The 12204-nt window shown below is 72.0% G+C and carries 8 protein-coding genes; 2 read left to right on the top strand and 6 right to left on the bottom strand.

Annotated elements, in window-relative coordinates:
- Positions 1-108 precede the first annotated feature (108 nt).
- Complete coding sequence (gene nrdR / locus ACZ4SW_RS16225) at positions 109-669, bottom strand: transcriptional regulator NrdR (protein WP_468243066.1); 561 nt, start codon at positions 667-669, stop codon at positions 109-111.
- A 523-nt stretch (positions 670-1192) separates the two neighbouring features.
- Here nrdR and lexA point away from each other — a divergent pair.
- On the top strand, positions 1193-1972 hold the full coding sequence (lexA, locus tag ACZ4SW_RS16230; protein WP_388562051.1) for a transcriptional repressor LexA: 780 nt from the start codon (positions 1193-1195) through the stop codon (positions 1970-1972).
- Between the two features lie 189 nt (positions 1973-2161).
- Here the strand turns inward: lexA and ACZ4SW_RS16235 are convergent, their stop codons facing one another.
- From ACZ4SW_RS16235 to ACZ4SW_RS16250, 4 genes are all read right to left on the bottom strand, one after another.
- Positions 2162-4135: an ATP-dependent DNA helicase gene (locus ACZ4SW_RS16235; RefSeq protein WP_468243068.1), complete on the bottom strand. Its 1974-nt coding sequence runs from the start codon at positions 4133-4135 to the stop codon at positions 2162-2164.
- Between the two features lie 263 nt (positions 4136-4398).
- Positions 4399-5175, bottom strand: coding sequence for a GNAT family N-acetyltransferase (locus ACZ4SW_RS16240; RefSeq protein WP_468243071.1), 777 nt, complete (start codon positions 5173-5175; stop codon positions 4399-4401).
- A gap of 65 nt (positions 5176-5240) precedes the next feature.
- Positions 5241-7172 carry an IucA/IucC family protein gene (locus ACZ4SW_RS16245; RefSeq protein ID WP_468243073.1) on the bottom strand — a complete coding sequence of 644 codons (1932 nt, stop codon included), beginning with the start codon at positions 7170-7172 and terminating at the stop codon, positions 5241-5243.
- Positions 7173-7410: 238 nt separating this feature from the next.
- Positions 7411-8775, bottom strand: a complete 1365-nt coding sequence (locus tag ACZ4SW_RS16250) for a diaminobutyrate--2-oxoglutarate transaminase family protein (protein ID WP_468243209.1) — start codon at positions 8773-8775, stop codon at positions 7411-7413.
- 438 nt (positions 8776-9213) lie between these two features.
- Here ACZ4SW_RS16250 and ACZ4SW_RS16255 point away from each other — a divergent pair, with 438 nt between their 5' ends.
- Positions 9214-10440, top strand: a complete 1227-nt coding sequence (locus ACZ4SW_RS16255; RefSeq protein ID WP_468243075.1) for a trypsin-like serine peptidase — start codon at positions 9214-9216, stop codon at positions 10438-10440.
- Between the two features lie 112 nt (positions 10441-10552).
- Here ACZ4SW_RS16255 and hflX read toward each other — a convergent pair whose 3' ends face one another.
- Entirely contained in the window at positions 10553-12043 is a 1491-nt protein-coding gene (gene hflX / locus ACZ4SW_RS16260) for a GTPase HflX (protein ID WP_468243077.1), read from the bottom strand.
- Positions 12044-12204 lie beyond the last annotated feature (161 nt).

Consider the following 12204-nt stretch of genomic DNA (forward strand, 5'->3'; position numbering starts at 1 on the left):
TTCTTCCCATGGCACGGTGTTGTGTCTGCTGGTCACGCGCGTCGTTCGCGAGCGCGTGACGGGTCTGTGTGCGCCGCTCGACGGGGCCGGCCGGGGCCGGCCCGCCCGTCAGTCGGCGGTGGTGGCGGGCACCAGGGCGTCGGCCGCCCCTCCGGACCCGCGGTCGGTTCCCCGGCGCTCCGCGTCGGTGATCTCGTGGTCGTCCTCGTCCACGGCGGTGCGCTCCCGCTGCTGCCTGAGTTCCGCGATGGCGGCCTCGAAGTCCTCCAGCGAGTCGAACGCCCGGTAAACGGACGCGAACCGCAGGTAGGCGACGAGGTCGAGCTCCTGCAAGGGGCCGAGTATGGCCAGGCCCACGTCGTGGGTGGTCAGCTCGGCGCTCCCGGTGGCCCGCACGGCCTCCTCGACCCGCTGGCCGAGTTGGGCGAGTGCGTCCTCGGTGACAGGCCGCCCCTGGCATGCCTTGCGCACGCCGTTGATGACCTTGGTACGGCTGAAGGGCTCGGTGACTCCGGACCGCTTGACCACCATCAGCGAACAGGTCTCCACGGTCGTGAAACGACGGGAGCAGTCGGGGCACTGGCGGCGCCTGCGGATGGACGTGCCGTCGTCGGTCGTACGGCTGTCGACGACGCGGCTGTCGGGGTGCCTGCAGAAGGGACAGTGCATGGCTCCAACCCTCCTTTTCAGCACGACGCATAGACCTCACGGGTCTCAGTGGCCCCACGAAGCAGCCCCAAGCATAGGCGATCTCCGTGACGACGTAGACCGGGGGGACCACAACTTCTGGGTCGCTACTGCAATCCAACCACTACATGTAGCGATTGGCTCGTACATTCGGCGGCGACACGCACGTCACGGCCGTATTGGCATGTGCCGCACGGCCATACCCATTCGGGCCATGCGCGGATACGGTGGACGCCACATGGAGAAGCGAGGCCGGTACACGGTCCGCGGCGCGCCGGATGGCAGACTGGGCGCCGTCCGTGGCGGCCCACAAGGCCATCGCCCCGGCCGTGAAGAGTACAGCAGCGGGCACTTCCGCCCACCGGAAGCGGTGCCGGCTCATACACCCGGAGAACTGATCACGTCAGGCAATTCGCGGTTTTTCACTCGAACGTGTGTTTGGCGCAACCTTTCGAAAGCAACTACCGTTGTGCTGCACGGGAGACCATCGAGAGGGGCCGACGACGTGACCACCACCGCAGACAGTGCCACCATCACTGCCCAGGACCGCCCCCAGGGCCGACTCGAGCCGGTGCATGCCATGAACGAAGCCACGAACCCGGAGGGGCCCAAGAGGTCCCTGCCCGGCCGACCTCCAGGCATCCGGGCGGACAGCTCCGGGCTGACCGAGCGGCAGCGCCGGGTGATCGAGGTCATCCGGGACTCCGTGCAGCGGCGCGGCTACCCGCCGTCCATGCGGGAGATCGGCCAGGCCGTCGGCCTCTCCAGCACCTCCTCGGTCGCACACCAGCTGATGGCACTGGAGCGCAAGGGTTTCCTGCGCCGTGACCCGCACCGTCCGCGCGCGTACGAGGTGCGCGGCTCCGACCAGGCGTCCTCCGTGCAGCCCACCGACACCGCGGGCAAGCCCGCCGCGTCGTACGTCCCGCTCGTCGGCCGGATCGCCGCCGGCGGCCCCATCCTCGCCGAGGAGTCGGTCGAGGACGTCTTCCCGCTCCCCAGGCAGCTCGTCGGCGACGGTGAGCTCTTCGTCCTCAAGGTCGTCGGCGACTCCATGATCGAGGCCGCGATCTGTGACGGCGACTGGGTCACGGTCCGCCGCCAGCCCGTCGCGGAGAACGGTGACATCGTCGCCGCGATGCTCGACGGCGAGGCCACCGTGAAGCGCTTCAAGCGCGAGGACGGCCACGTCTGGCTGCTGCCGCACAACTCCGCATACCAGCCGATCCCGGGCGACGAGGCGACGATCCTCGGCAAGGTGGTGGCGGTACTGCGGCGGGTGTGACCCTCCGCGGCGGGCGCACGGACGCCCGCCCCTGATCCGGGCCCCGGGACCCCTGCGCCGGTTCCGGGGCCCCATGCTGTCCGCGGCCGGGCCTGCCCCGCGTACGTCACCGCCGGTGCGGCGGCGTGGCGGCCCTGGGGCCACGCCGCCGCAGCGGTGGTGCACGTCCGGCAGGAGGGGCGGAAGGGACTACGCCCCCTGGGCCTTCGCCGCCGCGTCGATCGCCGCCAGGGACTTCCGGACCTGGTTGCGGTCCGTCGTGTACCAGAAGTCCGGCAGGGACGCCTTCAGATAGCTGCCGTAGCGGGCGGTGGCGAGCCGCTGGTCCAGTACGGCGACCACGCCCCGGTCCCCGGACGCCCGTACGAGTCGGCCGGCGCCCTGTGCCATCAACAGCGCGGCGTGCGTCGCCGCGACGGCCATGAATCCGTTGCCCCCGGCCTCCTCGACGGCCTTCTGGCGGGCGCTCATCAGCGGGTCGTCGGGGCGCGGGAAGGGGATCTTGTCCATGACGACCAGTTGGCAGCTCGGCCCGGGGACGTCGACGCCCTGCCAGAGCGACAGCGTGCCGAAGAGGCAGGTCTTCGGATCGGCCGCGAAGTTCTTGATCAGCTCACCGAGGGTCTCCTCGCCCTGGAGCAGGATCGGGAACTCGGGGACACGGGTGCGCAACTCCTCCGCGGCGAGCTGGGCGGCCCGCATCGACGAGAACAGGCCCAGGGTGCGGCCGCCCGCCGCCTGGATCAGCTCCGTCAGCTCGTCCAGCATGTCCGCGCGGTCGCCGTCCCGCGCGGGTCGCGACAGATGCTTGGCGACATACAGGATGCCCTGCTTCGGATAGTCGAACGGGGAGCCGACGTCCACGCCCTTCCACTTCGGCACGTCGTCGCCCTCCGTGCCCTCCGGGGCGAGGCCCAGGGACGCCCCCACGCCGTTGAAGTCGCCGCCGAGCTTCAGTGTGGCGGAGGTCAGGACGACCGAGCGGTCCGCGAACAGCTTCTCCCGCAGCAGCCCCGACACCGACATCGGGGCGACACGCAGGGAGGCGCCGAAGCGGTCATGGCGCTCGTACCAGACGACGTCCCACTCGGAGCCGTTGGTAATGCGCTCCGCCACGTCGTGCACGGTCTCCACGGAGGCCAGCGCCTGCTTGCGCACCGCGTCCTCGTCCTGGACCGACTTGTCGCGCGTTGCGCCGATCGCGGAGATCACCGTGCGGCAGGCGTCGCGCAGCGCCATCAGGGCGTACGCGAGGTCCTCCGGGATCTCCTCCAAACGGCCGGGCAGGGCCAGCTCCATCAGCCGTTCGAAGCCCTCGGCCGCGGTCTGGAGCTGGTCGGCGGCCTTCTCGTTGACGAGTTTGGCCGCGCGGCGCACCGCACGGTTGACCTGGCCCGGGGTGAGCTCGCCGGTGGCGACGCCGGTGACCCGGGAGACCAGCTCGTGGGCCTCGTCGACGATCAGCACCTCGTGCTGCGGGAGGACCGGGGCGCCCTCGATGGCGTCGATCGCGAGCAGCGCGTGGTTGGTGACGACGACCTCGGCGAGCTTGGCCCGCTCACGGGCCATCTCGGCGAAGCACTCCGCGCCGTACGCGCACTTCGAGGCGCCCAGGCACTCCCGGGACGACACCGACACCTGGGCCCAGGCGCGGTCGGAGACGCCCGGGGTGAGGTCGTCGCGGTCGCCGCTCTCCGTCTCCTGGGACCAGTCACGCAGCCGCAGCAGGTCCTGGCCCAGCTTGCTGGTGGGCGCCGCGGCCTCGAACTGGTCGAACAGGCCCTCCTCCTCGTCCTGCGGCATCCCCTCGTGCAGACGGTGCAGGCAGACGTAGTTCGACCGGCCCTTGAGCATGGCGAACTCCGGGCGGCGGCGCAGCAGCGGGTGGAGGGCCTCCACCGTGCGCGGCAGGTCGCGCTCGACGAGTTGCCGCTGCAGCGCCAGGGTGGCGGTCGCCACGACCACGCGCTCCCCGTGCGCCAGCGCCGGCACGAGGTAACCCAGCGACTTTCCGGTGCCGGTGCCGGCCTGGACCAGCAGATGGGAGCCGTCGTCGATCGCCTCCGCGACGGCCTGGGCCATGGCCACCTGGCCGGGGCGCTCCGTGCCGCCGACGGCTGTGACGGCTGCGTGGAGGAGTTCGGGGAGTGAGGGCTTTGTCATAGCGCGACCACCCTACGGTGCATCACTGACAAACGGGCGCCGGATGCCTCGGCGCATGGGGGGTTCCCGTGGGGTGCGGGGGTGCGGGGTGGTGACGGGGGCGGCTGGTGGGCTCGGCAGGTGATGTCTGCGGGGTGGGGTGGGGTCGGCGGGGTGGGGTCGGCTGCATCGGAAACGGAAAAGAATCGCCGCCGAATTTCTTCGGGCCGGAACCGATGCGGGCCGACGCTCGTTACTCTCTGTGATGTATCTGGCGCAGAGCGCTAGAGCACATGGCGCAGGGCACGGTCTCGGACCATCAGGGCGGCCCGCTTGTCGGGCAGGTCGACCTCGGCGGAGAACCGGAAGCCGGCGCTCAGGAAGGCGGCGACGGAGGGGGTGTTGCGCAGGTCGGGTTCGGCGACGACGCGTACGCAGGAAGGACGCCGGTCGAGGACCAGGTCGGCGACGGAACGGAGCAGTGCGGAGCCGAGGCCGCGTCCGCGGTCGGCGACACCGCCGATGAGGAGGTGGATCCCGGTGTCGTGGGGACGGGCGGGGTAGTGGCGGGCCAGGGGGTCGAGGTCCGCGCGGTAGATCTCCCAGTAGCTCATGGGGGTGCCGTCCAGCACGCCGAGGCAGGGGAAACTGCGTCCGTCACCGGCGAGTTGGGCGCGCAGGTGCCGCTCGGTGACCGAGGTGTCCCCGGCGAGTTCCCAGAAGACCGCCACGGCGGGGTCGTTCATCCAGCGTGCGATCAGCGGGAGATCGCGGCCGAGGTGGACCGGCACGAGGTGGAGGACACCGACGGGGGTGGTCACGGCGCCCCAGTCGGCCGGGTGGTCGAGGAGGTCGTCGTCCGGCGGGAAGGCCGGGGTGCCCGGCTGCTCCTGGACGTGAAGCGCCAGGAACTCACGGGGCAGCCGTAGATCGAGGGTTTCCTCGCAGTCCGGGCCGGAGTGGGGACGGTTGCCGGACGGGGCGCCGGCTCCAGGGCCCGGGGCGGTGACGGGCTCTGCGGAGGCGGTGCCGGTGTCGGTGCTCGCGTCGGTGGGAGGCACGGCGACGCTCCTCTCAGAAGACGGGACGGGTCATGTTCCTCGGGGATCAAGGCGGTTGGTGGTGATCAGGTCAGGTGAAGGGGGTTGGTGATGGTGACGTAGACGGACTGGGTGTCGACCGGGCCGACGAGTTCGTCCAGGCCGTGCAGCCGGGTCAGCAGATTGGCCTTGCAGCGCAGGACGGGTGAGTCGAGCAGGCGGGCCGGCAGGGGTGTGCGGAGCCGGTCGGGACCGGTGGCGGTGCCGGCGAGGAAGCGGCGGAAGGCGGCGAGCAACAGCCGCTCGTCGGCCAGGTGCTGGGAGCCGAACGCGCCGATGAGACCGAGCACGTTGTTGATGCCGAGGTAGTAGGCGAAGCGTTCGTCGGTGACCTCGTCGGAGACGAACGTGTCGCTGTGCGCGCCGATGCCGGGCAGCCGCGCGTCGAGTTCGGCGCGGCGGGGCGCGCGGAAGTAGTAGCCCTGGTTGTCGCGGTAGCGGCCGCCCGCGGGCCAGCCCTCGGCGTCCAGCAGGAGCACGGTGTTCTGCTGGTGCGCCTCCAGGGCGATGCCGGCCTCGCTGTCCAGCCAGAGCACCGGGCGCACCAAGTGCTGGAGGTAGCGCAGGAACCACTCGGTGGCGACGGCGCCGCGTGAGCGGCCGGTGCGCCCGGCGAGGCGGGTGACGATCTCGGCGAGCCGGGAGCGCATGGCGGAGCGCTGCCGTCCGTCGGGGTGCGGGCGGGGCCTGGGTGAGAGGAGTCCGGCGACGCAGGAGGCGTCGTCCGTCGGGGCGAAGGGGTTGTGGCGGATCACCACGTCAAGTCCCGTGACCGGGTTGCCGTCCTGGTCGTCGACGGCGACCCAGGCCGGGTCGCGGACGATGTCGAAACAGGGGTGCGCGGCACGCCACTGACGGCCGAGGCCGCCGCGCAGCAGGCGGTGCACCTCGACGCCCCGGTGGAGTTCCTTGCGGAGGTTCACCCGCCGGGAGTTGGTGATGCGCAGGCCCAGCGACAGCTTCAGCATCGCGGGAACGCCCGAGCGGTGGACGGTGCGGACGGAGGAGGTGGGGTGCCAGGGGGTGCCGTGCGGGCCGAGGTCCCGGAGCAGTCCGGCGTCCAGCAGGGCGGCGACCTGCGGGCGGTGCCGGATCTCACGCGCCTGCCAGGGGTGCAGCGGCAGTGCGGTGAAGCCGTCGGGCAGCGGGAGATCGGGGCCGGCGAGCCGTTCGGTGAGCCGACCGGCGAGCACCGGCCGGCCGCCTTCCGTCCATGCCGAGTCGGAGGCGCACACCGAGGGCGCGACCGCGAACCAGTGCAGCGGGAAGGAGCCGCGCAGCTCGGGTGAGTAGAGCCGGGCCTCGGTGTCGGAAAGGCCCTCTCGGCTCTTGGCCGTGGGGTGCATGGGGTGTCCGAGCAGCAGGGCCTGTTCGGCGGAGAGGAAGAGGTCCGCTCCGTCCGCGGGACGTTCGCGGCGGTCGGTGAGGAAGGTGGTGGTGCGGCGTGCCGAGTCGGCGACACGGGCCAGCAGGTCGGTGATGTGGTGCGGCACGGTGCCCGGCTCCTGTGCCGGTGCGGGGCCGGCGCCCGCCTCCCGTGCCAGCAGTGCCGCCACCGTCACCGCGTCCACGGGCGGTGCCTGGTGCGGTGCGCCGGCCAGGCGGGGCAGGCCGAAGCGGTGCCAGCCGGTGGGGGACCAGTAGTGGACCGGGACGAGGAGTGCCGTACCGCCGGCGGGGAGCGGGATGCGCAGGGTGCCGTCGGCGGGGGCGGCGAGGTCGTTCTCGCGGACCCAGCAGCGCAGCAGGTTCTCCACGGTCGCGGCCTGGGCCGCCGTGTGCGGATCGGGGTGGTCCAGGGGGTCGGCCGGGCTGACGTGCGGCTCTCGGGCCTCCGGAGACGTCGCCTGCTGAGAGGGCAGCGTCTCGGGTCCCGGTGCGGGCGCGGTGACGGGCGCATGGCCGGTGTCCCGTGTGGTGGCGGGGCGGTCGCCGTCGCGGGCGGGGGTGGCGTTCAAGGGGCGTACCTCGTGAGGTCGTTCCGGCTCGTACGGCGACGGGCGCGGCGGTGCGGGTGCGGATGCGGATGCGGATGCGGATGCGGATGCGGATGCCGGTGCGGTGACCCGGGCCGGTGGAGGCCCTACCGGCCGATGCAGGCCGACCGGGTCGGCGGAGGCCGTTCCGGGTCGCCGGCCCGTTCTCGTGCCGTGCCGGCGAAGCGGTACGGCGGGCGGGCCCACACGGCGGGCGGGCTCAGGGGTGGACCACCGGCCCTCGGGCCACGGCGGCCACCGCGTCCGCGAGCCGGTCCAGGACCGCGTCCGTCTGCTCGTCGCTGATCGTCAGCGGCGGCAGCAGGCGGACCACGCTCGCGTGCCGCCCGCCCAGTTCCACGATCAGTCCGCGCCGCAGGCACTCCCGCTGCACGGCGGCGGCCAGCGCGGGCGCCGCCGGGCGTGGTCCGGTGCCCGCGGTCAGAGGGGCCGGCGAGTCATGGGGCGCCGGATCGGATGCGGACTCGGGGTTCACGAGCTCGATGCCGATCATCAGTCCCCGGCCGCGCACGTCCCCGACGCACGGGAACTCGGCGGCGAGGCAGCGCAGTCGGTCCAGCATGCGGGCCCCGAGCGTGGCGGCGCGCTCGGCGAGGCCGTTCTCGCGGACATAGGCGAGGGTCGCGGTGCCGGCCGCCATGGCGAGCTGGTTGCCGCGGAACGTGCCGGCGTGGGCGCCGGGTTTCCACACGTCGAGGTCGTCACGGTAGACGACGACGGCGAGCGGCAGGCTGCCGCCGATCGCCTTGGACAGGACCATCACATCGGGCACCACCCCGCTGTGCTCGACCGCCCAGAAGCGTCCGGTGCGGCCCACACCCGTCTGCACCTCGTCCGCGATCAGCGGGATGGCCCGGGCCTCGGTGATCCGCCGCATACGGCGCAGCCACGCGTCCGGTGCCGGGTGCACGCCGCCCTCGCCCTGGACCGGTTCGAGGATCATCCCGGCGGGCAGGGGCACCCCCGACTTGGTGTCGTCGAGAAGGGACTCCGTCCAGCGGGCGGAGAGTTCGGCCCCGCGCTCGCCGCCGACGCCGAACGGACACCGGTAGTCCTGCGGGAACGGCAGACGGGTCACGCGGACGTCGTTGGCGCCCCCGGACGCCTCCAGCGCCCCTGCGGTCATGCCGTGGTAGGCGCCGGTGAAGGCCAGCAGGCCCCTTCGCCCGGTGGCGGTGCGCACCAGCTTCAGCGCTGCCTCGACGGCGTCCGTCCCGGCCGGTCCGCAGAACTGCACCCGGGCGCGATCGGCGAGGGCGGGCGGCAGGGTGCGGAACAGCTCGGTGGTGAAGGCGTCCTTCACGGGCGTGGCCAGGTCCAGCACGTGCAGCGGAGCGCCGGAGTCGAGGACCTTCCGGATCGCCTCCAGGACCACCGGGTGGTTGTGACCGAGGGCCAGCGTGCCCGCGCCGGAGAGACAGTCGAGGTAGCGGCGGCCGTCGGCGCCCTCGATGGTGAGCCCGCGCGCCCGCACGGGGACGATCGGCAGGGCGCGCGCGTAGGTGCGCGCAGCGGACTCGCGCGCGGACTGCCGCCGCAGAATCTGGTCGTGGGCCCCGCGCACACGCTCGGTTCCGTAGTTCTCTTCACGCCCCTGCTCGGCTTCCGCGCGCCTCTCCGACGCGCCCTCCACCGGCACCACCGCAGTCTCCGTCACGGTCACGACGTCAGTTCCTCCCGCTGTTCAGAGGCGATGGGCGAGGGCTCGAGCCGGGACGGCGGGCCCCGCACCTACCAACGACCCGAGCGGCACGGGGAAGCGGGCGGGCGGAAGATCATTGCGCCGATCACCGCCTGACGGCGGCGCCCGCCTGCAACGGGCGGCCGGACCCGGCCGGTTCCGCGGCGCCGCCACCTCCGCAGGTGATGGGCAACGCCCTGCGGGTACACCCCGGATGCACGGCCCAGCAGCAGGCGGTGGGGCCGGCGTCGCCGTGGCGGTACCGTCCTCCTCGGCTGTACACCGCTGCCCGATACCGTTCCGTCCAGGCGGAGTTCCACCATGCGACCGATACGACCGTTCTTCGCCCACCGCTCGGAAAGGAGTGCGCGCCCCAGAGCCTCCACCGTGCTGGCGGCGGTCGGCCTCACCACGGCGCTGGCGCTGACCGCGACCGCCTGCGACTCGGACGGCGGCAGCGCGACCCACGCGGGGGCGAGCGCGTCCGTGTCCTCCCCCGGCGCCGGCAAGATCAAGATCCCGGACGACATCAAGCAGAAGCTCAAGCAGCACGGGATCGACATCGACAAGTGGAAGAACGGCGCCTGGAAGAACTGGAACAAGGACGACTGGCTGCGCGAGGCCGACGATTTCATCAACCCCATCATCAAGGGTCTGTGGAACCCGGACCGGATGCGCAAGGCGCATGACCCCGCCAAGGAGGTCGACTCCAGCGACCTCTCGGGCGACCAGGGCGTCACGGACCCGACCCCGGCACCGGTGAAGGCACAGGCTGTGCCGCCCGCGTACCACGACAACGCGCCCACGGCGGGCAAGGTGTTCTTCGACTCCCCCAAGGGCACGATGGTCTGTTCCGGAACCGTGGTGGAGGACCAGGCGCACCCCGGGAAGTCCAACCTCGTGTGGACGGCGGGCCACTGCGTGCACGCGGGGAGGAACGGCGGCTGGTACCGCAACATCGCCTTCGTGCCGGCGTACAACAACTCCGCGAAGGCGGAGCCCGGGTTGAGGAACGCGACGCGGCAGGAGATCGCACCGTACGGTGTCTGGTGGGGTGACTGGGCGCAGACCTCCGAGCAGTGGATCGAGCAGGGAGGCGAGACGGGCGGCCAGGGCGCGTCGTACGACTTCGCCGTCATCCATGTGACGCCGGAACAGGGCACCGGCGGGAAGTCCCTGGAGGAGACCGTCGGTTCGGCGCTCCCGGTGGACTTCGACGCACCGGCGGTGCCGAAGGTCGACAGCATCACCGCGACCGGCTACCCGGCGGCACCTCCGTACGACGGCCAGAAGCTGTACCGGTGCCAGGACAAGCCGGGCCGGCTGTCGCTCGGGCGGACGGACCCGACGATGTACCGGATCGGCTGCACCATGACGGGCGGTGCGTCCGGCGGCGGCTGGGTGGAGACCGGCGCCGACGGCAAACCAGCGCTGGTGTCCAACACCTCGATCGGCCCGGTGTCCTCGGGCTGGCTGGCCGGTCCGCGACTGGGCTCGGTGGCCAAGGGTGTGTACGAGGGCGTGAGCAGGAAATTCGCGGACCGGTGAGCGGACCGGTGACGCGCCCCGCCTCGCCGCCGCCCGTCCCCGAGCAGCCGTGAAGAAGCGAAGCCCGCTCCCTGTCGGACAGGGAGCGGGCTTCGTTCGTTCGTGCCGTGCGTCAGAGCGCGGGAGCCGGCACGTACGGCGCCAGTTCCGCCGCCAGCTCCTCGTGCACCCGGGCCTTGAGCAGGGTGCCCTCCGGGGTGTGCTCCTCGGAGATCACCTCGCCGTCGGAGTGGGCGCGCGCGACCAGCCGGCCGTGCGTGTAGGGCACCAGGGCCTCGATCTCGACCGACGGCCTCGGCAGTTCGTCGTCGATGAGCGTCAGCAGTTCCTCGATGCCCTGACCGGTGCGGGCGGAGACCGCGATGGCGCGCTTCTCGACCCGCAGCAGCCGCTGCAGCACCAGCGGGTCCGCCGCGTCCGCCTTGTTGATCACGACGATCTCGGGTACGTCGGTGGCGCCGACGTCCGTGATCACCTCGCGCACGGCGGCCAGCTGCTCCTCCGGGTTCGGGTGCGAACCGTCGACCACGTGCAGGATCAGGTCGGAGTCGCCGACCTCCTCCATCGTGGAGCGGAACGCCTCGACCAGGTGGTGCGGCAGGTGCCGTACGAAACCGACGGTGTCCGCCAGTGTGTACAGCCGCCCGCTCGGGGTCTCGGCCCGGCGCACGGTGGGGTCGAGGGTCGCGAACAGCGCGTTCTCGACCAGGACGCCCGCGCCGGTGAGGCGGTTGAGCAGGGAGGACTTGCCGGCGTTGGTGTAGCCCGCGATGGCGACCGAGGGCACCTTGTGGCGCCTGCGTTCCTGGCGCTTGATCTCGCGGCCGGTCTTCATCTCCGCGATCTCCCGGCGCATCTTCGCCATCTTCTCGCGGATCCGCCGCCGGTCCGTCTCGATCTTGGTCTCACCGGGGCCGCGGGTCGCGAGGCCGCCGCTGCCGCCGCCCATCTGCCGGGACAGCGACTGACCCCAGCCGCGCAGCCTCGGCAGCATGTACTGCATCTGGGCGAGCGCGACCTGCGCCTTGCCCTCTCGGGACTTCGCGTGCTGGGCGAAGATGTCCAGGATCAGGGCCGTACGGTCGATGACCTTGACCTTGACGACGTCCTCGAGGTGGATCAGCTGGGCAGGGCTCAGCTCACCGTCGCAGACGACGGTGTCGGCGCCCGTTTCGAGGACGATGTCGCGCAGCTCGTTCGCCTTGCCGGAGCCGATGTAGGTGGCGGCGTCGGGCGTGTCACGGCGCTGGATCACGCCGTCGAGCACGAGCGCGCCCGCGGTCTCCGCGAGGGCGGCCAGCTCGGCCAGGGAGTTCTCCGCGTCCTGCACGGTCCCCGACGTCCACACCCCGACGAGCACGACGCGCTCCAGGCGAAGCTGCCGGTACTCGACCTCGGTGACGTCCTCGAGCTCGGTGGACAGGCCGACCACACGGCGCAGGGCCGCGCGGTCGGAGCGGTCGAACTGGTCGCCGTCCCGCTCTCCGTCGATCTCGTGGCTCCAGGCGACGTCCTCTTCCATCAGGGCATCGGCCCGAAGACCTTCGGGGTAGGCGTGCGCGAGGCGCTTGGTGTCCTGGGAAGGGGAAGAAGAGGAGGTCATTGGGTCCTTACGTCGATGGGAATCCGGTTGCGGTGACGGGGTGGCGGCCGTGGAGAGCCGTCACAGACGTCGTCACCTGTCTCAACGCTTGAGTACCCCGGGAGATTCCCGGTCACCCGCCCGCTGGGGGCCGCGCCGCCGACCTGATGATGGTCGCACGG

It is taken from the genome of Streptomyces sp. NPDC028331 (genome assembly GCF_055565775.1).

Excerpts from the sequence above, each read along its gene's own strand:
- nrdR (WP_468243066.1), bottom strand. The coding sequence starts at position 669 with ATGCACTGTCCCTTCTGCAGGCACCCCGACAGCCGCGTCGTCGACAGC.
- ACZ4SW_RS16255 (WP_468243075.1), top strand. The coding sequence starts at position 9,214 with ATGCGACCGATACGACCGTTCTTCGCCCACCGCTCGGAAAGGAGTGCG.
- hflX (WP_468243077.1), bottom strand. The coding sequence starts at position 12,043 with ATGACCTCCTCTTCTTCCCCTTCCCAGGACACCAAGCGCCTCGCGCAC.
- ACZ4SW_RS16235 (WP_468243068.1), bottom strand. The coding sequence starts at position 4,135 with ATGACAAAGCCCTCACTCCCCGAACTCCTCCACGCAGCCGTCACAGCC.